Below are 22,956 nucleotides of genomic sequence, written 5' to 3' on the forward strand. Positions count from 1 at the left end.
CCCATGTCGATCACCGTCCTGCTCGAGGTCCAGTTCCAGAGCGACGCCCCCGAAGACGCGCTCCAGGGTGCGATCCGCGAGACGCTCGAACAGACCGCGTCGTTCCACGGCCTGGAGTCGCTCGAGGTCCTCGTCGACGACGAGGACCCGGCGCGCATGGTCGTCGTCGAGTCGTGGACGACCGCCGCGGACCACGACACGTACGTGGCCTGGCGTGCGACGCCCGAGGGTGCTCCGGCGATGGCACCGTTCCTCGAAGCGACACCGGTCACCCGCACCTTCGCGCGGACCATCCCGCTCCACTGAGCCGACACCGGCCCCGCCCCACGGCGCATGGGTCGGCGTCGGCCGCGGTCGGTCAGACCACGTCGTCGTCGGTGTCGAGCGGCACCGGCCGTTCGTCGTCGGGGAGCACTTCGTCGTTCGCGTCGTCGACCACCGGGAGGTCGTCGGGGTCGAGCACGGTGGGCTCCGGTTCGTAGTCGGTCTCCTGCGCCTCGCGGAAGTCGTCGAGGGTCTCGTCGTCCTTCGGATCGCTCATGGCCCCGAAGGTACCTCCGGATCCTCAGTGTGTCCGCAGACGATCACCACCCCGAAGCCGGTCATCGAGCGGCGTGCTCCCGGGCCTCCATGGCGTCCCAGGCGAAGCTCGCCAGCCAGTGGGTGGAGTAGTACTCCTCGCCCACGCTCGCCGCGAGCCCGGAGGTCAGCAGCCGGTCGGCGGCGTCGTCGAGCAGGTCCGCGATGCAGGAGTCGTCCGAGCTGCCGGCACGGAGTGCGTCCGCGATGCGCCGGGCCGATCCCGCCCGCGACAGGTCGAGCCCGAACAGGTGCACCTGCTGCGGATCGTTCTCGTCGCGCACCACCGTCGACCGCAGGATCGCGTCGCCCGGCTGCACCGCGGCGAAGAAGCCACGGGCCCACGTCGCGAACTCCGCAGCGGGCAGCACCGCACGCATCAGGTCGGCTTCGGCGAGACCGGCGGACAGGAAGTCGTGCCCACTCCGCTCCCAGGCGAACGGCCACCCGGCGTCCGCGCCGAACCAGTCCCGTGCTGCCCCCTCGACCGCTGCCGCCAGGGCCGGACGTTCGAGTGACCGGGCGGCCTCGAGCACGAGCAGCAGCCCGAACGCCGAGTTCGAGTGCACGCCGTGCCGGACCGGGTGCGCGGCACCGTCGATCCACCGGACGACCAGGTCTTCGAGGACGTCGACGACGGGCGCGAACCCCGGTGCGAGTGCCCGGACGGCGGGCGCCTCGGATGCCGACACCTCGGCGGCGAGCCGTGCGAGCCAGGCCCAGCCGTAGGGGCGCTCGTAGTGCGGTGTCTCGCGCAGGTAAGCGGCCTCGGTCGCCAGGTGATCCGTCGTGAGGTGCGCCTGCAGGATCGAGGTGAGCCGGGCCTCCAGGTCGGTGGGCAGACCGTGCGCGACCAGGCGCGCCGCGAGCCAGTGCATGTGCACCGACGAGTGCCAGTCGTACGACGTGGCGAAGGCGGGGTGGAGCTCGACGGGCAGTGCCCGGTCGTCCGGCCCGGACGTCGCGTGGTGCGCGGCGTACGGGTACTCACGGGTCGTGTTGTCCGCGGCGACGGCCGCGAAGCGGTCGGCCCAGGCCGCCCGGGTCAGGTCGATCGGGGCGGCATCAGAATGCGACAAGGTACATGACTCCCATGTTGACGACGAGCAGGATGGCGGCGGTGGGGATCTGCGCCTTGATCGGGCCGTACTTGTCCCGCATCTCGAGCAGGGCGGCCGGCACCAGGTTGAAGTTCGCGGCCATCGGGGTGACGAGCGTGCCGCAGAAGCCGGCGAGCATGCCGATCGCGAAGATCGCGGCCGGGTTGCCGTCGAAGCCCTGCACCAGGACGGGCCAGCCGATCGCGGCCGTCATGATCGGGAACGCGGCGAACGCGTTGCCCATGATGATCGTGAACAGGGCCATGCCCAGGCAGTAGATGACCACTGCGGCGAGCAGCGAGCCGTCGGGAAGGACCGACTTGATGATCGTGCCGACCGCGTCGCCGACCCCCGCCTGGGTGAAGACGATGCCGAGGGTCGAGAGCATCTGCGGCAGCAGCGCCGCCCAGCCGATCGCCTGCAGGAGCCGACCGCCCTCGCGGATCGGGGTGGCGATCTTCGGCGGGCGCAGGACGAACACGGCCACGACCACGGCGAGGACCGAGCCGATGCCCAAGCCGGTCAGGGTCGCGCTCCCCTCGGCCAGCAGCGGTTCGCCGCCGAACGAGACGAGCGGGCCGAGCGTCGCGACCAGCACGGCGACCACGGGCACCACCAAGGCCGGGATGAAGAGCCGGTTGCCGTACTTCGTCGCGAACGCGGCACGCTCGTCCGGGCTGGTGGTGGCGAGCACACTCGTGCTGCCGCTGCCCGCGCTCGTGATCTTCTGCGTCACGCCGGTTGGTTCGGCGGGGCCGGTCTCCGCACCGGTACCGGCGCCGGGGATGCTCGCGACCCGGGTGCGGCTGGTCGTGCCGGTGAAGCCGAGTCCGGCGAGCGCGACCATCACGAGTACGGCGATGCCGAGCGTCCACGGCGGGATGCTGCCAGCGGCGACGAACGTGCCGGCGAAGAACGACAGGCCGAGGATGCCCCAGAACGCGGCGTTGCCCAGGCGCTTCGCGTGCGCGGTGTCGGTGACGATCAGGACGGCGACGGCGATGAAGAACGCGCCGATGAGCCAGTAGAGCCATTCGCTGGTGATCACGCTGCGGCCCCCAGAGTCGGAGCGTCGGCACGGGCGTCCGCCGCCATCTTGTCGAGTCGGCGGTCGAACAGCAGCAGGCGTCCGCCATGGACGATCAGCGCCGCGATGCCCGTCGGAATCGCCCACAGGGCCAGGTCGATCGGTTCCAGCGACAGCCCGTAGGTCGCGTCGACGAACGTCGTGATGAGCAGGATGGAGCCGACCGCGACGAAGACGTCCTCGCCGAAGAACACCCCGACGGTGTCGGACGAGGCCGAGTAGCCCTTGATCTTCTCGCGCATGCGGTCGTCGATCCGCCCGTACTTCTTCGTCGCCGCGCCCTCGGCCATCGGGTATACCAGCGGGCGGACGGTCTGCGCCGGGCCACCGATGCTGGTCAGGCCGACCGCCGCGGTGACCTGCCGGATCACCAGGTAGCCGGCGAGCAGACGACCCGTCGTGAGCTTGTCGAGCTTCGCGATCAGACGCTTCGCCTGGTCCTGCAGGCCGTAGCGCTCGATCAGGCCGATGACGGGCAGGACGAGCGCGAAGGTCGTGACGGACCGGCTCGAGGCGAACCCGTTGCCGAACGCGTCGAGGATGCCGACGGGACCGATCCCGCCGATGGCCGCGGTCACGATGCCCGCGACCGTGACGACGAGGAGCGCGTTGACGCGCAACGCGAAGCCGACGATGACGACGGCGACGCCGATGAGGACGAACATGCGGGACAGTCTGGACCGCATTGTTCAACAATCGCAAGAGCCGGTTCTGCTCTGTAACACGCCCTTCACAAACGCCGCCCGTGCCAGGATCGGTGCCATGACCCGAACCGTCGGCGGCGCTGACTCCACGGCCACGCGGTTGCGCACCATGATCGCGTCGGGCGGCTTCTCCCCCGGGGCGCAGCTGTCCGAGGAGCGGTTGAGCGATCAGCTCGGGGTGTCGCGGAACACCCTGCGCGAGGCATTCCGGCTGCTCGCCCGCGACCGACTGGTCGAGCACGTGTTCAACCGCGGGGTGTTCGTCCGACGTCTCTCCGCCGCCGACGTCACCGATCTCTACGCGGCTCGGCGGGTTCTCGAGGAAGCCGCTGTGCGTGCCTGCTCCCCCGACTCGCCAGCCCTCGCCGCGGCCGCCGCAGCGGTCGCGGACGCCCGGGCCGCAGCAGCCGCGGGCGACTGGGGCGCCGTCGGCACCGCCGACATCCGGTTCCACACCGAACTCGTGCGCGCGGTGCCGAGCGAGCGGATCCACGCCCTGATGGACGGCCTGCTCGCCGAGATGCGACTCGCGTTCCTGACCACCGCCGACCCGGCGTCGTTCCACGCCGACTTCGTCGAACGCAACGACGCGATCGTGTCCGCGTTGCGCGGTGGCGACCAGGACGCCGCCTCGGCACTGCTCGCGGTCTACCTCGACGATGCGGAGCGGACGCTGCGGGTCGCCGCCGGCGCAACCGGCTGAGGGACCTCCAGGAGGCCCGGCGCGGCTCCGTCCCGCCCGCCCGGTCCGATCGCGGTCGCGCTGGTGCCGGTCGAGCCCTCGGTCAGGACTTCCCGCCGAGCAGCGCCGTGACCGCGTCCACCACGACCTGGCGACGTCGCGGTGGCGTCACGGCCTGCACGAGCGGCTCGTACTCCGGAGCGGTCGCGCTCCAGAACGCAGCGGTGTGCAGGACGAGCCCGAGGAGCACCGCCGGACGGAACGCCCGCGGCAGGACCCCGGCGCGCTGGGCGTGCTCGACCTCGGCCACCGCGTCGGCGTAGCTCGTCGCGACGGACTCGAGCGGGATGTCGGCACGCTCGAGCCGGTGCCACGTCGCGAGCCGCTGGGCCCAGGGGCGACGGACGTACGAGTCGTGCACCCCGCCGGCCCAGGCGGCCAGGTCGGCGGTGTCGAGCGGGGCGTCGGCGAACGTCTCGGTCATGGTCTCCGCGACGAGGGCGTCGAACAGGCCCTCCTTGCTGCCGAAGTAGTGGAAGACCTGCGCCTTGTTGCTCGACGCCGCCGCGCCGATCCGTTCGACCCTGCCGGCGGCCAGTCCGACCGCGGCGAACTCGTCCCGCGCGGCGAGCAGGAGTCGTGCGCGCATCGCGTCGGCAGCAGGGGGCGTGAATCGGGCCATGGCGACCACCGTACCGATCACGCGGCCCGCGACGCGGGTGCGACCGTCGCTCAGGGCACCTGATCCCCCGAACCTAGGATGAGCGAGTGACCCTCCGACTCCACGACCTGGACCTGCGGGGCTTCGCCTCGGACAACTACGCCGGCGTGCACCCCGAGATCCTCGCGGCCATCGCCGAGGCCAACGACGGCCACCAGACCGCGTACGGCGAGGACGTCTACACGGCGCGTCTCCACGAGGTGGTCCGGCAGCACTTCGGGTCGCAGGCCGAAGCGTTCCCGGTGTTCAACGGGACCGGCGCGAACGTCGTCGGCCTGCAGTCGATGCTGCCGCGTTGGGGTGCGGTGGTGTGCACCTCGACCGCGCACATCCACACCGACGAGGCCGGAGCACCCGAGCGCATCGGGGGCATCAAGCTGCTGACGGTCGATGCACCGGACGGCAAGCTCACCCCCGAGCGCATCGACCGGCAGGCCTGGGGCTGGGGCAACGAGCACCGTGCGCAGCCGCTCGTCGTGTCGATCACCCAGACCACCGAGCTCGGCACCGCCTACACGGTGGACGAGATCCGGACGATCGCCGACCACGTGCACTCGCTCGGCATGACGCTGCACATGGACGGCGCTCGCATCTCGAACGCCGCGGCGTCGCTCGGGGTGCCCCTGCGCGACTTCACCACCGACGCCGGCGTCGACGTGCTGAGCTTCGGCGGGACGAAGAACGGCATGCTCTACGGCGAGGCGATCATCGTGCTGAACCCCTCCGCGTCCGAGGGATTGCACTACCTGCGCAAGATGAACATGCAGCTCTCGTCGAAGATGCGGTTCGTCTCCGCCCAGCTCATCGCCCTGCTCAGCGATGACCTGTACCTGCGCTCCGCCGGGCACGCCAACGCGATGGCCGCCCGCCTGCGCGGTGCACTCGAGGCCGGCATCGCCGACGGCAGCATCCGAGGTGTCGGCTTCAGCCAGCAGACCCAGTCGAACGGGGTCTTCGCGACCCTGCCCGCCGGCGTGGCCGACCGGCTGCGGGAGCACTTCCGGTTCTACGACTGGGACGCCAGCCGCAACGAGGTGCGGTGGATGTGCGCGTACGACACCTCGGAGCAGGACGTCGACGACTTCGTCGCAGCCCTGACGCGCGAGCTCGACCCCGCCTGAGCCGGCCCGGCGCACTCCGGCGTGGCGGTCAGATCACCCGAACGGGATGACCCGCACCACGATCGCCACCACGAGCATCGCCATCGCGACCACGGCGGCCCGCCACAGCACCTTCTTGTGGTGGTCGCCGAGGTTCACGTTGGCGAGCGACACCAGCAGCAGGATCGCGGGGACGAGCGGGCTCTGCATGTGCACGGGTTGCCCGACGACCGAGGCGCGGGCCATCTCCGCCGGTGTGATCCCGTACGCCGAAGCGCTCTCGGACAGCACCGGCAGGATCCCGAAGTAGAACGCGTCGTTGCTCATGAAGAACGTCAGCGGCATGCTCAGGATGCCGGTGATGCCCGCCAGGTACGGGCCCATCGAGTCCGGGATGACCGCAACGAGCCAGTCGGCCATCGCAGCGACCATCCCGGTGCCGTCGAGCACCCCGATCAGCACCCCGGCGGCGAACACCATCGACACGACACCGACGATGCTCGGGGCGTGCGCGACGATCTGCGCGGTCTGCTGCTTGAGCTGCGGGAAGTTCACGAGCAGGGCGATCGCCGTGCCGATCATGAACACGAAGTGCAGCGGCAGCAGGCCCATCACGAGCGCCACCATCACGGCGACGGTCAGTGCCAGGTTGAACCAGATGCGCTTCGGGCGCAGGGTCGGACGGTTCGGGTCGAGCATCGTCTCGGCCATCGTGCCGGTGCCCGCGCCCTCGTCCGTCGCACCGGTTCCGTCCACGCCGTCGCCGTCCGCACGTCGGCCGTCGGCCTTCCCGCCGCGCAGCCCGAGCGCGACCGTGGGGCTCGTGAACATCCCGCCGCCGGTCCCGCCGACCGCCGCGAGCACGCGCGACCCGGCCCGGGCGTTCGCGCGCTCCGGCACCCCTGCACCCCGCGAGGCCTCGGTGAACTCGATCAGCCCGAGGCGCTTCCGCTCCCGCAGCCCCATCGTCCACGCGAACGTGAAGCACAGCAGCAGCCCCACCACGAGCGACGGCACGAGCGGGACGAAGATGTCCGTCGGGTCGATCTTCAGTGCAGCGGCGGCCCGGGCGGTGGGACCACCCCACGGCACGATGTTGAGCGTGCCGTTCGTCAGACCGGCGACGCACGTCATCACGACCGGGCTCATGCCGAGCTTCAGGTAGATGGGCAACATCGCCGCGGTCACCACGATGAACGTCGTCGAGCCGTCCCCGTCGAGCGAGACCGCGCCCGCCAGCAGGGCCGTCCCGAGCACGATCTTCGCCGGGTCGTTGCCGGTCACCCGCAGGATGAACCGGACGAGGGGGTCGAACAGGCCGACGTCGATCATCAGCCCGAAGTACATGATCGCGAACATCAGGAGCGCTGCCGTCGGCGCCAGGGTGCCGATCGCCTCGGTCACCATGTCGCCGAGTCCCAGGCCCGCCCCCGCGAACAGGCCGAACACGGTCGGCACGATGATCAGCGCGAGCATGGGCGACATGCGCTTGGTCATGATCAGGACCATGAAGGTCAGGACCATCGCGTACCCGAGGATGACGAGCATCAGGACTCCTTCGTCCGTGTCTGGCGGTCCGGGCACGCTACGACCCGGCCTGGAGGCGCGGCGCGCTTCTGCACATTGGCGCACCATCGCGCGTTGACCGCATTCTGCGCATTGTGCGCAAGCAGGTCGGCGCACCCTCCGTACGCTGGGGTCGTGACCGACGACCGTTCACGGCGCCCCAGGCTCCGCTTCGCCACCCAGGTGCTCGTCCTGCAGCTCGCCGTGGTCGTCGCCGTCGTCGCCCTGACCAGTGCCGTGTTCGTCCGGATCGAGGTCACCCGGCTCGAGCGCGCTGCCGAGGGGACCGCACTGGCGATCGCGCAGAGCGTCGCCGCCCAGTCCGACGTCCGGGCCGCGGTCGCCCGGCTCAGCGTCGACGGCACCGACCTCGACCGAGCGACCCTCGCCGACGGGCCCGTCCAGCGTGCTGCCCTTGCCGCCCAGCGCCGGACCGGGGCGCTCTTCGTCGTGGTCACCGACGACCGGGGTGTCCGGCTGGCCCACCCCGACGTCGACCGCATCGGCGAGATGGTGAGCACCTCCCCCGACGCCGCACTCGCCGGACGCGAGACCGTGTCCTGGGCCCGCGGCACGCTCGGCGAGTCGGCGCGGGCGAAGGTGCCCGTCTCCGCACCCGCAGCCGGCGGGGCGGGGACGAGCCGCGCCTCCCGGCAGTCCACCGTCGTCGGCGAGGTGAGCGTCGGGTTCACCCGGGCACGCGTCTACGACACCCTGGTCGAGGACAGCATGCCGGTGATCGGTGCCGGGCTGGCGGCGGTCCTGCTCGCGCTGATCGCGTCGGTGCTGATCCGACGCAGGTTGGTGCGGCTGACGCTCGGGCTGCAGCCGGAGGAGCTCGTGACGCTCGTGCAGAACCAGCAGGCCGTGCTCGGCGGGGTCGGTGAAGGCGTCATCGCGATCGGCCCGTCGGGGGTCGTCACCGTCTGCAACCCCGAAGCCGTGCAGTTGCTCGGGCTGGCGGGCCCGGTCGGGCAGCCGGTGGGTTCCCTCGACCTGCCCGCGCCGCTCGGGTCGATGCTGGACGTGACCACCGCGGCTCCGGCGAGCGCCACGATCGTCGCCGGGCACCGGGTGCTGCTCGTCGACGTCCGCACGGTGTTCCGCGACGGACGCGACCTGGGCCGGGTCGCTGTCCTGCGCGACCGCACCGACGTCGAGGCCCTGACCCGGCGGCTCGACGCCGTCGGAGCGATGAGCACAGCGCTCCGGGCGCAACGCCACGAGTTCGCGAACCGACTGCACGCGATCTCGGGGCTGCTCGACATCGGCGAGACCGCACGGGCGCGGGCGTACCTGGCGGACGTGCAGGAGCGCGGGCCGCTGCGCTACCCGGTGCAGCACGCCGACCGGTTGACCGAGCCGTACCTGCAGGCGTTCCTCGGGGCGAAGGGCGTCGAGGCCGCCGAGCGCGGGGTGCTGCTGCGGATCGGGGCGGAGACGCTCGTGCAGGGGACGATCACCGAGCCGGGCGACGTCACGACCGTGCTCGGCAACCTAGTGGACAACGCGGTGACGGCGGCCCTCCGCGGGGACGAGCGCACGCGGGACGGGGGCTCCCCGTGGGTGGAGGTCGAGGTGCTCGACGACGGTACGACCCTGCACCTGTCGGTGATGGACTCCGGGCCGGGGGTGCCGGACGGTGCCGCGGACTCGCTGTTCCTCCGCAGTACGATGACCGCCGCGTCCGGGGACGTCGCGCAGGTGCACGGGCTCGGGATCGGGCTGCCGTTGTCGCGGGAGATCGCCCGGCGACACGGTGGCGACGTGTGGCTCGCTTCCCCCTGCGGCGACGACCACGGCGCGGTGTTCTGCGCCCGACTGGAAGGAGTGGTGTCGTGAGTTCCGTGTTCACCGTGCTGGTGGTCGACGACGACTTCCACGTCGCAGACCTGCACCGGCGGCAGGTCGACCAGGTACCGGGCTTCCGGGCGCTCGAACCCGTCGGGACCCTCGCGGGTGCTCGCTCCGCGCTGTCGGGCGGAGCCGTGGACCTGGTGCTCGTCGACGTGTACCTGCCCGACGGCAGCGGCCTCGACCTGCTGCGGTTGATCGACACCGGCGCCGACGCCTTCGTGCTGAGCGCGGCCTCGGACTCCGGCACCGTGCGCCGGGCGATGCGGAGCGGAGCGCTCGCCTACCTGATCAAGCCCTTCGCAGCCGGGGTGCTGGCCGAGCGGCTGCAGGCGTACGCGCGGTCGCGGAACGTGCTCGACGAGCGGTCGACGCTCGACCAGGAGGCCGTCGAGCGGGCGTTCCGGATCCTGCACGCCGGGGACAGCGGTGGGGCATCCCCGTCCCGGGCGGCCACTGCTGCGCTGGTGCTCGAGCAGCTCGTCGCCGGTGAAGAACGATCGGCCGCCGAGGTCGCTGCGGCGATCGGGGTCTCGCGGGCGACGGCGCAGCGGTACCTGGCGCAGCTGACGGCCGACGGGACGGTGGCGATGCAGTTGCGGTACGGGGCTGCGGGGCGGCCGGAGCACCGGTACGTGCGGCGGTGAGTCAGCCGTTCCGAAGACTGCGCCGTGGCACCATCGGTGGATGACCGACGCTGCGCGATCCGACACCAGGACTGATCCGTTCCCCTCGGGGACTCCCGTTGCGCTCCGGAGCCTCAACGACTTCGGCGAGCGCGGCGAAGCGGTCGGCTTCGCGGTCGCCGGCCGGGTCCTGGTGGACGACGACGAGCTCGCGGTGGTCGCCACGACGGTCGGCTCGGCCGTCCGACGACGAGCGGGCGTCGGGAGCGGCCCCAACGGACGCCTCGTGCTTCCCGAGAACTGGGACGGCTCCTACGTCGACGACCGGTGGGTCGGCTCCAGCGTCGTCCGCGTCCATCAGAAGGGGACGCGCTGGTCCGTCTGGCGTTGGCACGACGGGTCGGACTGGCTTCCCGACTGGTACGTCAACCTCGAGCTGCCGTGGGTGCGGACGCCGATCGGGTTCGACAGTCAGGACTGGACACTCGACGTGGTGGCGACCACCGAACCCGACGGTTCGTGGTCCGTCCGGTACAAGGACGAAGACGAGCTCGAGTTCTACGCGGCCGGCGGGTACTGGCCGGCGGCGATGCGGGCGATCATCGAGCGCGCTGGCGAAGAAGCCACCGAACTCGCGGTCGCGCAGCGCTTCCCGTTCGACACCGATTGGTCCGGCTGGGTGCCCGACCCGGCGTGGGGCACGACTGCGCTCCCCCAGGAGTGGAGCGCCGTGCAGTGATCCGCGGAGTCGGTGCAGCGTTGCACAGCCTCCTACGCTCGCTGTCGTGAGCGAGTTCGTCCGGTACCAGAGCGCCGTTCCCAACCGTCGCGGGCGGTTCCCGGGGGTCTTCGCCCTCGCCAACGGTCTGCAGCGGGACGGCAGGCTCAGTGACGCCGAGACCAGGTGGCTCCGAGAAGCGAACCTGCACGCGACCGCGATGTACACGGACCCGACCACGGTGCAGCCCGACTGCTACGACGAGACCCGCAACCCCGGGGCCCGGGCCTGGTTCGCCGCCGACGCCGTCGAGCTGCTCGAGATGGTCGGCCCGTACCTGGAACTCCTCGACCGCCACGGGATCCCGTGGATGCAGCTCGTGACCCGCTCGCCGGGTCGGATCGTCTACCGGGACGCGGTCCAGGTCGTCGCGGTGCCACATACGCACGCTGACGCCTGGCCCTTCCGGCCGACACGGGAGGGGCGGACGCCCTAGCCCTGTCCCTGGTCCGTGAGCCGCCATCCGGACGCCGTCTTCGTGAAGCAGAAGCTCCACGTGCGCGTCCCGTTCATCGGCTCCGATTCCTCCGACGCTCGACTCGTCACCGTCGTGTCGACGCAGGACTCCGTCGTGTGGCCAGGGTTGAACGGCACCGATTCCGCCTTGTCCGCGACGGTGTACTTCCGCAGCGTCGGGTCCCGGCACCACGCCCACGTGCTGTCGAGCGTCAACGCCTTCGTCACGTCACACCGTTGCGCCTCGGCCGCAGCGAGGTACGCCTTCGTCACCTCGACCGGAGACGCTGACGACGGCGGCAGGTCGGGCGAGCTGCACCCGGTCATCAGCGCCAGCCCAGCTGTCACCACGATGGTCGTAGCGAGGGTGCGCGTCAGGAGCGGCGAACGCCCCGGCAGCCTGCTCGTCCGCACCTGCACCCCTCACACTGCCGCCGACGGTCCGACGGTCCGGCGGTCTCGGCAAGCGAAGCGCACGACCTCGCACCAGCGCAATGAGTACCCCCACAGCCGCGCTGCCCACTTCTCGCCGACTCAACCCCTTGCGTATTTCACCGTATACCGGCAGGTTGGACTCGTGCGACGCAGCGGGTGCATTGCAAGTCCGCTTGAGCGCGCAACGACCCCGGAAGGAGACCGCACATGATCGCCATCGAGATCGTCGCCGCCGCGCTAACCGTCGTCCTAGTCGCCTTGCCGGCGCGCGGCGTCATCGGCAGGAACGGGATCGCCGGCATCCGCACCAGGGCAACCATGCGCAGCGACGAGAACTGGCTCCTCGGCCACCGCGCAGCGGTCGTCCCGACGAGCATCGCCGGTGGCGCGACGGTGGTCGTGGGCCTGGTCTCCGTCGGACTCGGACGCGCCGACGACGTTCCCGCGTTCGTCGCCTGCGCCGTCACCCTCGTCGGCGGGGCGCTCTGGAGCGTGGTCGCCGCAGGCCGCGCGACCAGATGACGGACAGGAGGCGCGGGGCGGCGCCGCAAGCGGCCTCCAGACCGTCAGGTGGTCCCGTGACGATCGGCACCCGCGCGGGCATCTCGGGGCGCAGCACCGTCGGGCCGGACACCCCGGTGTGTAGATTCGACTCCATGGCGACCTGGGGGAAGTCGGGGACACAGCGCTTCGCAGCAGTGGCATCGGGGAGTTCGAACCGCGGAAGACGTCGTCGGCTGCGGCGTGTGGTGTGGGTGCCGCTTGCGATCGGCTGCGCAGTCCTCACGCTCGCAGGATGCGCCGAAGACGAGCCCCCGGCCGTCTACCCAGACGTCCGGTGGGTTGGCGCAGCACCATCGGGGCCGCTCGAGAAGGACCCCTGGGTACGAGCAGTCCGCGCAGAGCTCGAAGCGGAGGCTGTGGCGCGCAACCGGAACGACTTCAGCATCCCCGAACTCGCTCACAGCGCGACGCCTTCCTACATCGATCGCCTCGCCAGCGTGGCGATGGAGACGCTCCGCCAGAACCACGACACCGACCTCTTCGCCGGCCCCTGGCCGTTCGCACCCACAGAGGTCGAACTGGGCAACGGGAACAACGGTGAGGACGTGGCAGCTGTCCGCGGCTGCAAGGCGCGCAACTGGACCATGACCCCGGGGCGATCGCTCGGCAGCCTCGATGCCGGGTACGGAGTCGAGTACCGGCTCGAGCGTGATGGCAACGGAGTGGTGCGAGTCGATTCGATCGCCGGGCTCCCGAACTGCGATGGTCGTGTTCCGCTCCGCGTGGCGATGTTCGATCCGGTGCCCGAGCCGTCGTCAGTGACCGATGTGAATGAACTCGTCAGGCCTGACGGAACGACCGTCGGGCGACCTCGACGATAGCCGCGGAACGCATGCCCGCACGGGTGGCGTCTGGGCGGGAGGCGAACACGTCGATCGCCTCGACGACGCGGTCGAACCGCCTCGACCGGCCGGTACGAGCACCCGACAGCCGCGTGCTCGACGTCACGTGCGGTCAGACAGACCGAGGCCCGGGTCGGCGATCGGCTGGAGGTGAGAGGATTCGCTCGCGTCCGCACTGCCGCGGCGTCCACGACTTGCGTGTCGTGCGCGGATATCGATGTCAAACAAGACCGAGTCGGCCTTGCTGTGAGGTGGCCCCAGTGGTCTTGTTGGAAGCGGAACGTGCAGGCTCCCTGCGGCGCGAGCTGGAAGCCGCGCGTGCGGACGGCCACGCGCGCACACGGCTGGAACCGTTCCCGAGCCGCGCGGGCGCACGGTGGCTGCTCCGGCTCGCGTTCGCCGTCCCGTTCCTGATCCTCGCCGTCGTCAGCGCCGACCCCACCGTGGCCGACGTCACCGTCAACCGCTCCGTCGTGGACCACGTCGCGACACTGAGTTGGGACCGGGCGGACGTCTCGTGGCTCGGTGAGCTGTACCCGCCGCTGGGCACGGTCCTGGTGCGGCTCATCCCCGGTGGCGCCGCCGGCCTCGCGGCGGCCGGGGCCCTGGTCGCCGGGATCCTGCTGCAGCAGTTGCTCGAGGCCATGGTCCAGCGACGCTTCCCGTGGTGGAAGAGCACGGTCTTCCTCGTCGCGATCGGCGCGAACCCGCTCTTCGCGTACACCGCCACGGGCAACTTCGAAGCGCTCCTCGGCATCGCACTGTTCGGGATCGGCGCGATCAACATGGTCCGCTTCGTCTCCAGCCGGAACACCAAGGCAGGCTTCGAGTCCGGGATCCTCTTCATGCTCGCGGCGTTGGCGGATGCTTCGGGGCTCGTCCTCGTGGTCGCGGCGGCGATCACCGCCCCACTGCTCTCCGTCGCACGGCGGAGCGAGTCGGGGGCGCGATGGTCGAACGTGCTCATCGTGCTGTTCCCGACGATCGCGGTCTTCGGGGCGGTGATGTTCCTCGAGGCGCTGTTCGGACGGAACCCGTTGCTGGTGTTCCAGAACGCCGTCCACTACGACCCCGCGCTCTGGGCGCTCGTCCCGGAGCTCGTCACGACACTCAACGGGCTGCTCATCCTCGCCCCGGTCGTGAGCGGTTGCGCCCTGGCGCTGCTGAGCCGGCGCCCCGGCTCGGTCCTGATCTCGGTGTTCGTCTTCGGGGCACTGATCATCGGCTACGTGGGCGGCCTCATCCCGGTGAACTCCGCGGGCAACGTGTTCCTCATCATGACGATGATGGGCATCGCCGTGGTCCCCGCCGCCCGGACCACCCGGGTGAGTGGCCTGATCGCTGCCGTGGGCGCAGCGCAGATCGTGATCGCGTGGGCGGCTGCGTTCAACCGGCCGATCACGCTGCAGTGGATGGCCGCCATCGGTGCATCGCTCGGGTGGTGGTGACGCGTGACGACCCCGCACCCCTCCGGGCTCGGCCGGCACACGGCCACGTCCCGACCCGACGAACTCACCGAACTCGAGGCCTCCGGGATCGACCCGGCGTTGCAGCGCCCCGGATCCGGACAGCGGTACCTCGCCGAGGACTGGATGCCGGTGCGCGTGCTGCAGGACGGGAGCATCCTCGTCCTCACCTCCGGCCGAGCCGACGACGCCACCCTCGGCGATGCGCTGTCCGAGGAGCTCGGGGCTCCGGTCACGTTCGTCTCGGTCGACAGCTGGACGCTCCGCCGTGCCGTGCTGAGCCAGTTCCACGGCGCCGTCGCCGACGCTGCCGCGAACGAACTCCACGACCGGAACCCGACGCTCTCCGCCCGCGTCGTCTTCTCACGGTCACAGAAGGCCTCGGGCATCGTCCTCGCCGTGATCGCCGTGGCGTGCGGGATCGTCTGGCCCGTCCAGACCGCCATCGCAGCACTGATCGCAGCGAGCCTCGTGTTCCTCGCGGGGACGGGCTTCAAGTTCGTCGTCGCCACGCAGGGAGCCCGCTACGACGTCGTCGAACGGATCACCGACACCGAGGTCGCCGCTCTGGACGACGCAGATCTCCCCGGCTACACGGTCCTGGTCCCGGTGTTCCGCGAGGCGAACATCGTCGCCCAGCTGATCGACAACCTCGGCGGCCTGGACTACCCGGTACACAAGCTCGAGGTCATCATCCTGACCGAGGAAGAGGACCAGGAGACACGGGACGCGATCGCCGCGGCGAACCCACCGCCGCACTTCCGCGTCATCAGCGTGCCGAAGGGGCACCCGCAGACGAAGCCACGTGCGTGCAACGTCGGGCTCTACGTCGCGACCGGCGACTTCCTCGTGATCTACGACGCCGAGGACACACCAGACCCCGACCAGCTGAAGAAGGCACTGATCGCGTTCGAGCGCGGTGGCGAGTCCACGGTGTGCGTGCAGGCGGCGCTGAACTACTTCAACGCCCGCGAGAACGTCCTCACCCGCATGTTCACGCTGGAGTACTCGTACTGGTTCGACTACATGCTGGCCGGTCTGGACCACGCGTCCCTGCCGATCCCCCTGGGCGGCACGTCGAACCACTTCCGCACGGCATCGCTCATCGAGCTCGGCGGCTGGGACCCCTACAACGTGACCGAGGACGCCGACCTCGGCATCCGGGCGAGCGCTGTCGGGTACCGGGTGGGCGTCATCAACTCCACCACGATGGAGGAGGCCAACACCTCGGTGCCGAACTTCATCCGGCAGCGGTCCCGGTGGATCAAGGGCTACATGCAGACGAGCCTCGTCCACGCGCGGCGGCCCGTCGCACTGGTCCGTGAGATCGGACTCGTCCGGTTCGCGGCGTTCGTCCTGCTCATCGCAGGTACTCCGGCGACGTTCCTCTGCGTGCTGCCGTTCTACGCGCTCACCGTCGTCACGTTCTTCCTGCCGCGGGAGACCGTCGATGCGCTGTTCCCGGTGTGGGTGCTGTGGCTGTGCCTGTTCAACTTCCTGGTCGGCAACGCGATCATGATCTACCTGTCGATGATGGGCCCGTTCAAGCGCGGGACCTTCCACCTGATCCTCTGGTCGCTCCTGAACCCCGTGTACTGGACGCTGCACTCCATCGCCGCCTACAAGGCGCTCTGGCAGCTCCTGACCCGGCCGCACTACTGGGAGAAGACGGAGCACGGGCTGACGACACAGGGGCCTGCGGCGGACACGACGAGCTGACGCGCAGGCCCTCGGCTCAGCCCACGACGAGCGTTCGTGGCGATCGGGTCCGCGCAAGGGTGACCAGGAGCGCGCCGTAGGCGACCAGGGCAGGCACGAGCATCCACGCTCCGGTCGGGACCATCGCGTAGACGACGAAGAACGCGAGGTAGACGACGAGGTTGATCGCGAGCGTCACCTGCGAAGCCCAGGTCCACATCGCTTTCGTGACGGTGTCGCCCTGGTCCTGGAACGACGAGTTCAGCCACGCCCGCGACGTCCCCGAGAGCCAGCTCGCTCCGTACCCGAGGAGGAAGAACGCGGCGACCGCCGTCACCACCGTGGTGACCTCCGACGGTCTCGCCAACGCGACCGCTGAGACCGCCAGGAAGCCTGCGGCCAGCGCCACTGCTGAGATCGACGCGGGCACACGGTCGTTCCCGGGGGACAGGTCCTGAGCGCGACCACGGCGCAGGTTACTGAGCAGCACGACGAGGCCGCCGCATCCGTAGGCGGCGAGCATCCATCCGTACGCGGCTTCACCGAGCTTCACGACCTCGAACACGAGCGGCGTCTCGATGATGTTGAGGACCGCGCCCGCGATGAGCAGGAGCATCCACAGCCGTGTGTAGGGCTGTCGCCAGGCCCACAGATCGGACCCTTCCACGCGAACGAGGGCGGCGAACCCCGGCAAGCGGAACCAGCTCCCCGTGCGCAGTTCGGTCGCCGTCCTCCCGCCATGATCGCGAGCCGCTCGCAACGCACGTCCGACACCGCCGTGAGCCCACATGGCTGCTCCGACGCCGACGAACATCAGCGCATTCAGGAGCAGCAACCACGTCGGCCCGATCACTGGGAGCAGTGAACCTCCCACGGCCGGCGCGACGGCGAGGGTCACTGCCGACGTCGCGCTCACCGAGCGGAGCACCACCGGACGCTCAGTGGCAGTGACCGACGAGCTCACGAGCGACAGCAGGAGCGGATTCGCAACCGCACGGACGATCATGCTCGACCCCGCGTACACGTAGACCACCCACAGGTGCTCGACGAAGAACGCCGCGCCGACCGTCATCACGGCCAGGGTGACCTGGCAACCGATCCACGCCGTGCGGACGCTCTCGATCGGAACAGCTCGAGCGATGTGACCGGCGACGAGCAGTGCCGGGACCGTCTGCGCCAGGAACAGCCCCGCGCTCGCGGTCGACCCGGCCTGGGTCTGCACGTAGACGATCAGCGCCAGGTAGGTGAACCAGTTCCCGATCCCGTACGTCAGCGACACGAGGGGGAAGAAGACGCGCAGGGGCATCGCTCTCCTCCTCACCTCCGCCGAGCCCCGCAGCCGCCGCCGACGTCCCAGCCGGCGTTGGGGCACCTCGGGTTGAGACGACAGTAGGACGCCTGCTCGCGCCTTCCCATGAGGGAGTGGAAAGGGAACCACCCAAGCGGTGCCGACGGCGCTGATGCGTTGTCGGACCGACCACACGACGGTCTGGAGGCGCGTGGCGGCGCCGCCACGCGCCTCCAGGCCGTCATCCGGTCACGTCGGGGGCGCGCCGGCGCGTCCCTAGGGTGGTGGGATGCGATCGCTCACCAAGCTCGATGACTGGAGCAGGTCCGACGTCGACGCCGTCTTCGACCTGGCCGACGACTACCGCGACGGCCGAGGGCCCGCGACGGCGGGCTCCGCGGTGATGTTCTTCCCGTCCACGAGCCTGCGGACCCGGGTCACGTTCGAACGGGGCGCGTCCCTGATGGGCCTGCAGCCGATCGTGTTCCCCGACACCACGCTGGACAAGCCAGAAGCGTTGACGGACGTCGCGCAGTACCTGGCTGCGTGGGCTGACATCCTCGTCGTGCGCCATCACGACCTCGCCGTCGTCGAGGGTCTGGCCGCAGCAGCGGCACTGCCCGTGGTGAACGCGATGACCGACGAGAACCACCCCTGCGAGGTGCTGTCGGACCTGTACGCGCTGCGGCAGCGAGGCGACATCTCGTCGCTCCGATACCTGTTCGTGGGTGCTGACGGCAACATCGCTCGGGCGTGGCAGGAAGCGGCTCGGGTCCTGCAGCTCGATCTGGTCCAGTGCTGCCCCGCCGAGCTCGCCTCCCCGGGTGCCGTGTGGACGGACGACCTGGAGACCGCCGTCCGGTCGGCGGACGTGATCCTCACCGACGGCCCCGGTCAGCACGCCCGAGCCCTCGAACCGTTCCGGATCACCGCGGCCCTGCTCGACCTCGCGCCGACAGGGGTGCTGCTCGACCCGTGTCCACCCTTCGTGCGCGGTCGGGAGTTCAGCACCGATGCGCTCGAACACCCTGCCTTCGTCGGGCACGCCTTCAAGGCCGCGCTGCTGCCGGTCCAGCAAGCCGTCATGGCACACTGCCTCGAACTGCCGTCCGCGACGCCGTAGGTTGGCGGCGTGAAGCCGAAGCCGAAGCCTGTCCGACGCAACCCGTGCTGGGCCGTCGCGCTCGTGTACCTGTTCGGGGGCGTGCTCGCGCTCGTCGCCGGTCGGATGCTCCCCTGGCAGGACCAGGACCGTCAGGACCCCGACTACTGATGCACGCGGCCGTCATGGCCGTGTCGGCATCGGGCCGGTTGGGCGGGACAACCCGCCGGTGCGGCCGTCGGACTCGCGTCCGGCTCAACATCGGCTACCGGGCCAACCCGCGTTCGTAGAGGCTGGAAGCGAGTTGGCGCCCGCCGTCGAGGGAGGTCACCGTCACATCGCGAACGTGCCGGAACCCGAGCTGGTCGTAGAAGCGCCGCAAACCCGCGTTGTCCGTCGCGCAGTCGAGACGAACGCAGGCAGCCCCACGGTCGGCAGCTCGTGCCTCGACCCACGCCAGCAGTCGTTGCCCGAGCCTGCTGCCCCGGTGCGTCTGAGCAACAGCCAGCCGGTGCACGTACACCGCGGGACTGCTGTCCGCTCCCCATGTCTCCGGGTCGGAGTCGGACACCGTGACCATCGCCACGATCACCTGGTCCTGGCGCACCACGAAGAGACGCCCCTGCTCTGCGTCGCGCAGGAGAACGGCGTCGGGAACTGGGTCCTGCCACTGGTCGATCCCTCGCGCGCGGAGCCACTGCCGTGCGCCGTCGATGAGCGCCTGAGCCGCGGAGACATCCGCGGACGTGGCTGTTTCGACCGTCAGTACGTCTCGATCCATGGAACGACGCTACGGGAGCGGCCTCGCCGGAGAGGTGCTGAAGCGCCGCGCGCTCGTGGTCTGATGGCGATAGTTGCTCGAGGTGCAGATCGCACCTGCAAGGTTGTGCTTCGTATTGATATGCAGCACTCTGGCTGGGTTCGCCGTGATCTCGGCGACGACGCGTGGAGGAAGAACATGACGAAGGCCGCTCAACGGGGACGAGCGATGAGCACGCCACGATTCGGGCTCTCGGTGCGCAGAGCCACCACCGTCGCCCTGATGATGGCGACCATCGGTGCCGCCTTGCTCGCGATCGACAACCTGCTCGGATTCGTCAGTGCACACCTCATCGCGGCGAGCTTCGTCACGACCGTCGCGGTGGTCTCCGTGTCGGCCGGGGTGGGAGCCGCTGCGGGCGCCGCGCTCACTCGCGACGGGGCACGCGCACTCCTCGCCGTCGCCGTCGTCGGTTTCGTGGCCGCGCTGTCACCAGCGACCGAGAGCCATATGTGGCTCCCCGTGTCGATCGCGATGCAGGCCCTCGTCCCGTTGGCGTTCGCCGCGGGCGGGTTGCTCGCCCTCCACAGCCAGCGGGAGTTCGCCGCGGTTCGAGCCCTGACGGTGATGCTCCTGGGGCTCGCCGCCGCCTGGATCGTCACTGCGTTCGTCCCGGTGGCGCTCGTGGCGTTCTTGGTCGTGCAGGCGGGCACACTGCTCGTCGCGGCCGTCCTCAGCCTGGAATCCGTTCTTCGCCGGGTCCGGGGTCTTGCGCGTGAGCTGTGGTCGAGCGCGGAGGTGCGTTGAGGGGTCGGCTCACGGCTCCGCTTGACCGCGATGTCGGTGGGCCGCGATGCGCCTTCGACGTGGTTCGGATACGAACCTGCGCCGTGTGATCCACCTGCGGTAGAAAGATGGCGCCGTCTCGCGGGTCGACGACGTGCAGGGCTGAGAGGGAGCGCGTGGTGGCACGTCAGAACAGGATCTCGTCCCGATCGTCCACAGCGCCTGCGCCACACCACGTCAGACGAACCGTCGCAGCCGGTCTGGCGATCGCGGTGTCTGCGGCAGCCCTGATCGGCATCGATGTGATCGCCGGGTCGGCTGCCGGGTCGACCACCTCGACGGTGACGGTCACCCAGGTCACCGCGACGACCACCGTCACCTCGACCGGCAGTGCCGTTCGCACCACCCTCAAGATCAAGAACACTGCCGCCGTGCGGAAGCCGGCTTCCTCCGCTTGGCTGTACCTGTCCGCCGGCACGAAGAAGTACACACTCGGCCGGGTCGCGGTGAAGGCACTCGCCGCTGGTTCGAGCACCTCCGTCACCGCAGTCCGCGGGACACCTGCCCGCGCCGCAGCCGGCAAGTACTCCGTCCTGGCCTGCGTGGGTGCGTACTCCGCGAAGCAGTGCCGCACGTCGACTGCGACCATCACCAGCACGCCCACGAAGCGCGCGCGCCCGGAGACGGGCGTGATGCTCGACGTCGCTCGCGCCTACTACCCCGTGGCGCTGATCAAGCGGCACATCGACCTGCTCGCCGACGACGGTGGGCGCTTCCTGCACCTGCACCTCACCGATGACCAGAACGTCGGGATCGAGAGCACGGTGCTCGGCCAGACCCTCGCCAACGCTGATCTCGACGACGGCGTGTACACGAGCCGCGTGACCCATCGTCCGTTCCTGAGCGTCGCGCAGGCACGCACGATCTCCGACTACGCAGCGAAGCGGGGTGTCGCGATCGTGCCGGAGATCGACACTCCGGGCCACATGGCTGCGGCATTCGACCTGCTCGAGGCGAAGCACGGCACGAAGTGGGTCGATCGCATCCGTTCGGGCGAGAGCGAGCTCGACCCGTCGGCGCCCGGGAGTCTCGCGCTGGCCAAGAAGATGTACGCCGAGGTGCGGCGGACCTTCCCCGCCAGCCGAACCGTGCACATCGGCGGCGACGAATGGGGCGACGACGTCACCGCCGCCCAGCGCGTCGCCTGGATGAACGCGATGGCGGCCGCTCTCGGCAACCGCGAGGTCTGGGCCTGGAACGACGGGATCAATCGGGTTGCGGTCGGGCGACTGGACCCGCGCATCCACGTCACGTACTGGAGCTTCGACGGCGACACCGAGGACGCAGCCGAGCGGCGCGAACGGCGAGCGCGGCGGGCGAGTGCGGTCGACCTGCAGCAGGCCGGGATCGACATGCTCAACTACAACTCGTACTACCTGTACGAGGTGCCGACGGACCTCGACCCGGCCGACAGCGAGTACACCGTGGCCGATCTCCGCGAGAACTGGTCACTCCGGACGTGGGACGGCGACTCCGGTTCGCTGCTCGCGGCTCCGATGTCGGGCGCCGCCGTCGCGATCTGGGGTGAGGACCTCGAGGACCCGCCATCTGACGCGCTCCTGCGGTGGAGCGCACCGCACGTGACGGCGATGATCGAGACCGCAGCCTCCTGACGGACGCGTGTCGTGCCTCCAGGCCGATCGCCGGACCCGCCGGACCCACCGCCTGCCTACCCCAGCGGCTCCACGCCGTAACTGGTGACCACCGCGCGCAACTCGTCCAGGTAGGTCTGCGCCTGCACGGTGAGGGGAACCGAGGCGTGCGCGATCCAGCCGATCTCGATGCGTTCGTCGACGTCGAGGGGGATGGCGACGATCTCGGGGTCGAGGTCGTCGCTGATGAGTCCGGTGGAGATCGTGTACCCGCCGAGGCCGATCATGAGGTTGAAGATCGTCGCTCGGTCCGAGACGCGGATCTCCCGCTTGCTCGACATCGTCGACAGGATCTCCTCGGCCAGGTAGAAGGAGTTGTTCGCACCCTGGTCGAACGTGAGCCGAGGCAGGTCGGCGAGGTCCTCGAGGGTCGCACGCTCCCGTGACGCGAGCGGGTTCCGCTTGGCCACGAAGATGTGCGGCTGCGCGACGAACAGCGGTGTGAACACGACGCCGGCGTCCCGCAGCAGCTTGCCGAGCACCTGCTTGTTGAAGTCGTTGCGGTAGAGGATGCCCACCTCGCTGCGCAGGGTGCGGACGTCCTCGATGATGTCCCAGGTGCGCGTCTCACGCAGCGAGAACTCGTACTCGTCCGCAGCCGCCGCTTCGACCATCCGGACGAAGGCCTCCACCGCGAACGAGTAGTGCTGGGCGGACACCCCGAGCAGCCGACGCGACCGCTGGCCGCCGACGTACCGCTGCTCGAGCAGGGAGACCTGCTCGACGACCTGCCGGGCGTACCCGAGGAACTCGACGCCGTCCACGGTGAGGACGACGCCCCGGGCCGATCGGGTGAAGAGCGGGCGCCCGATCCGCGTCTCCAGGTCCTTCATCGCCGCGGACATCGTCGGCTGCGACACGTAGAGCAGGTCGGCCGCTGCGCTGATCGAGCCCTCCGTCGCGACCTCGATGAAGTACCGGAGCTGCTGCAGGGTGATGTCGTTCGAGACACGGGCCATAGGCCGAGGCTATACCGGTGCATAGCGTCTCGGTATTACCTGATGACCCATGAATCCCGCGATGATCGAGGCACCCCTTCCCCAGCGCCCG

At 70.1% G+C, this 22,956-nt stretch carries 25 protein-coding genes; 15 read left to right on the plus strand and 10 right to left on the minus strand.

Annotated elements, in window-relative coordinates:
* Window positions 1-3 precede the first annotated feature (3 nt).
* The gene (locus ACL00U_RS14075; protein WP_017886861.1) at window positions 4-306 is read left to right on the plus strand and encodes a putative quinol monooxygenase; all 303 of its coding nucleotides are present in this window, start codon (window positions 4-6) and stop codon (window positions 304-306) included.
* A gap of 52 nt (window positions 307-358) precedes the next feature.
* Here the strand turns inward: ACL00U_RS14075 and ACL00U_RS14080 are convergent, their stop codons facing one another.
* From ACL00U_RS14080 to ACL00U_RS14095, 4 genes are all read right to left on the minus strand, one after another.
* Window positions 359-541, minus strand: coding sequence for a hypothetical protein (locus ACL00U_RS14080; protein WP_071251269.1), 183 nt, complete (start codon window positions 539-541; stop codon window positions 359-361).
* 61 nt (window positions 542-602) lie between these two features.
* Window positions 603-1,658, minus strand: a complete 1,056-nt coding sequence (locus ACL00U_RS14085; RefSeq protein WP_274006815.1) for a DUF2891 family protein — start codon at window positions 1,656-1,658, stop codon at window positions 603-605.
* Complete coding sequence (locus ACL00U_RS14090; RefSeq protein WP_042540668.1) at window positions 1,645-2,727, minus strand: DUF979 domain-containing protein; 1,083 nt, start codon at window positions 2,725-2,727, stop codon at window positions 1,645-1,647. Before ACL00U_RS14090 ends, ACL00U_RS14085 begins: the two co-directional genes overlap by 14 nt.
* Window positions 2,724-3,431: a DUF969 domain-containing protein gene (locus ACL00U_RS14095; RefSeq protein WP_017886865.1), complete on the minus strand. Its 708-nt coding sequence runs from the start codon at window positions 3,429-3,431 to the stop codon at window positions 2,724-2,726. Before ACL00U_RS14095 ends, ACL00U_RS14090 begins: the two co-directional genes overlap by 4 nt.
* Before the next feature lie 97 nt (window positions 3,432-3,528).
* Between ACL00U_RS14095 and ACL00U_RS14100 the strand changes: the two genes are divergently transcribed.
* Window positions 3,529-4,173 carry a GntR family transcriptional regulator gene (locus ACL00U_RS14100; RefSeq protein ID WP_159556904.1) on the plus strand — a complete coding sequence of 215 codons (645 nt, stop codon included), beginning with the start codon at window positions 3,529-3,531 and terminating at the stop codon, window positions 4,171-4,173.
* Between the two features lie 82 nt (window positions 4,174-4,255).
* On the opposite strand, the gene ACL00U_RS14105 is transcribed toward ACL00U_RS14100, so the two are convergent.
* Window positions 4,256-4,834: a TetR family transcriptional regulator gene (locus ACL00U_RS14105; protein ID WP_156463819.1), complete on the minus strand. Its 579-nt coding sequence runs from the start codon at window positions 4,832-4,834 to the stop codon at window positions 4,256-4,258.
* Between the two features lie 86 nt (window positions 4,835-4,920).
* Here ACL00U_RS14105 and ACL00U_RS14110 point away from each other — a divergent pair, with 86 nt between their 5' ends.
* Entirely contained in the window at window positions 4,921-5,994 is a 1,074-nt protein-coding gene (locus tag ACL00U_RS14110) for a threonine aldolase family protein (RefSeq protein WP_412873521.1), read from the plus strand.
* Between the two features lie 33 nt (window positions 5,995-6,027).
* Here the strand turns inward: ACL00U_RS14110 and ACL00U_RS14115 are convergent, their stop codons facing one another.
* Window positions 6,028-7,521: a CitMHS family transporter gene (locus tag ACL00U_RS14115; RefSeq protein ID WP_056069962.1), complete on the minus strand. Its 1,494-nt coding sequence runs from the start codon at window positions 7,519-7,521 to the stop codon at window positions 6,028-6,030.
* Between the two features lie 153 nt (window positions 7,522-7,674).
* Here ACL00U_RS14115 and ACL00U_RS14120 point away from each other — a divergent pair, with 153 nt between their 5' ends.
* From ACL00U_RS14120 to ACL00U_RS14135, 4 genes are read left to right on the plus strand one after another with little or no spacing between them, the layout of a single operon-like run.
* Window positions 7,675-9,381 carry an ATP-binding protein gene (locus tag ACL00U_RS14120; protein ID WP_412873522.1) on the plus strand — a complete coding sequence of 569 codons (1,707 nt, stop codon included), beginning with the start codon at window positions 7,675-7,677 and terminating at the stop codon, window positions 9,379-9,381.
* Window positions 9,378-10,040: a response regulator gene (locus ACL00U_RS14125; RefSeq protein ID WP_412873523.1), complete on the plus strand. Its 663-nt coding sequence runs from the start codon at window positions 9,378-9,380 to the stop codon at window positions 10,038-10,040. Before ACL00U_RS14120 ends, ACL00U_RS14125 begins: the two co-directional genes overlap by 4 nt.
* A gap of 40 nt (window positions 10,041-10,080) precedes the next feature.
* A complete protein-coding gene (locus ACL00U_RS14130; protein WP_412873524.1) occupies window positions 10,081-10,758 on the plus strand; it encodes a DUF402 domain-containing protein in 678 nt (225 codons plus the stop codon).
* A 46-nt stretch (window positions 10,759-10,804) separates the two neighbouring features.
* The gene (locus ACL00U_RS14135) at window positions 10,805-11,233 is read left to right on the plus strand and encodes a hypothetical protein (RefSeq protein ID WP_042540680.1); all 429 of its coding nucleotides are present in this window, start codon (window positions 10,805-10,807) and stop codon (window positions 11,231-11,233) included.
* Here the strand turns inward: ACL00U_RS14135 and ACL00U_RS14140 are convergent.
* Window positions 11,230-11,601, minus strand: coding sequence for a hypothetical protein (locus ACL00U_RS14140; protein WP_412873525.1), 372 nt, complete (start codon window positions 11,599-11,601; stop codon window positions 11,230-11,232). The two genes, ACL00U_RS14135 and ACL00U_RS14140, sit on opposite strands and share 4 nt — an antisense overlap.
* A 294-nt stretch (window positions 11,602-11,895) precedes the next feature.
* Here ACL00U_RS14140 and ACL00U_RS14145 point away from each other — a divergent pair, with 294 nt between their 5' ends.
* The 4 genes from ACL00U_RS14145 to ACL00U_RS14160 all read left to right on the plus strand — a co-directional run bounded on the left by ACL00U_RS14145 (window position 11,896) and on the right by ACL00U_RS14160 (window position 16,279).
* Window positions 11,896-12,210, plus strand: coding sequence for an SdpI family protein (locus ACL00U_RS14145; RefSeq protein WP_017886875.1), 315 nt, complete (start codon window positions 11,896-11,898; stop codon window positions 12,208-12,210).
* Window positions 12,211-12,266: 56 nt separating this feature from the next.
* Window positions 12,267-13,073: a hypothetical protein gene (locus ACL00U_RS14150; RefSeq protein WP_412873526.1), complete on the plus strand. Its 807-nt coding sequence runs from the start codon at window positions 12,267-12,269 to the stop codon at window positions 13,071-13,073.
* A 281-nt stretch (window positions 13,074-13,354) separates the two neighbouring features.
* Window positions 13,355-14,542: a hypothetical protein gene (locus tag ACL00U_RS14155; protein WP_259494168.1), complete on the plus strand. Its 1,188-nt coding sequence runs from the start codon at window positions 13,355-13,357 to the stop codon at window positions 14,540-14,542.
* Window positions 14,543-14,545: 3 nt separating this feature from the next.
* A complete protein-coding gene (locus tag ACL00U_RS14160; RefSeq protein WP_159556914.1) occupies window positions 14,546-16,279 on the plus strand; it encodes a glycosyltransferase in 1,734 nt (577 codons plus the stop codon).
* Window positions 16,280-16,295: 16 nt separating this feature from the next.
* Here the strand turns inward: ACL00U_RS14160 and ACL00U_RS14165 are convergent, their stop codons facing one another.
* Window positions 16,296-17,564, minus strand: coding sequence for an MFS transporter (locus ACL00U_RS14165; RefSeq protein WP_412873527.1), 1,269 nt, complete (start codon window positions 17,562-17,564; stop codon window positions 16,296-16,298).
* A 271-nt stretch (window positions 17,565-17,835) separates the two neighbouring features.
* Here ACL00U_RS14165 and ACL00U_RS14170 point away from each other — a divergent pair, with 271 nt between their 5' ends.
* Together ACL00U_RS14170 and ACL00U_RS14175 are read left to right on the plus strand one after the other, a co-directional pair.
* Window positions 17,836-18,669, plus strand: coding sequence for an ornithine carbamoyltransferase (locus ACL00U_RS14170; RefSeq protein WP_071251284.1), 834 nt, complete (start codon window positions 17,836-17,838; stop codon window positions 18,667-18,669).
* Between the two features lie 9 nt (window positions 18,670-18,678).
* Window positions 18,679-18,819, plus strand: a complete 141-nt coding sequence (locus tag ACL00U_RS14175; RefSeq protein ID WP_156463817.1) for a hypothetical protein — start codon at window positions 18,679-18,681, stop codon at window positions 18,817-18,819.
* A gap of 94 nt (window positions 18,820-18,913) precedes the next feature.
* Here the strand turns inward: ACL00U_RS14175 and ACL00U_RS14180 are convergent, their stop codons facing one another.
* Window positions 18,914-19,429 carry a GNAT family N-acetyltransferase gene (locus ACL00U_RS14180; protein ID WP_159556918.1) on the minus strand — a complete coding sequence of 172 codons (516 nt, stop codon included), beginning with the start codon at window positions 19,427-19,429 and terminating at the stop codon, window positions 18,914-18,916.
* 207 nt (window positions 19,430-19,636) lie between these two features.
* On the opposite strand from ACL00U_RS14180, the gene ACL00U_RS14185 reads away from it, so the two are divergent.
* Both ACL00U_RS14185 and ACL00U_RS14190 read left to right on the plus strand, forming a co-directional pair.
* Entirely contained in the window at window positions 19,637-20,215 is a 579-nt protein-coding gene (locus tag ACL00U_RS14185) for a hypothetical protein (RefSeq protein WP_412873528.1), read from the plus strand.
* Between the two features lie 251 nt (window positions 20,216-20,466).
* A complete protein-coding gene (locus ACL00U_RS14190; protein WP_412873529.1) occupies window positions 20,467-21,867 on the plus strand; it encodes a family 20 glycosylhydrolase in 1,401 nt (466 codons plus the stop codon).
* 56 nt (window positions 21,868-21,923) lie between these two features.
* Here ACL00U_RS14190 and ACL00U_RS14195 read toward each other — a convergent pair whose 3' ends face one another.
* On the minus strand, window positions 21,924-22,865 hold the full coding sequence (locus ACL00U_RS14195; protein ID WP_110861016.1) for a LysR family transcriptional regulator: 942 nt from the start codon (window positions 22,863-22,865) through the stop codon (window positions 21,924-21,926).
* Between the last annotated feature and the right edge of the window lie 91 nt (window positions 22,866-22,956).

This window comes from Curtobacterium poinsettiae (genome assembly GCF_047226435.1).
Taxonomy (GTDB): domain Bacteria; phylum Actinomycetota; class Actinomycetes; order Actinomycetales; family Microbacteriaceae; genus Curtobacterium; species Curtobacterium poinsettiae.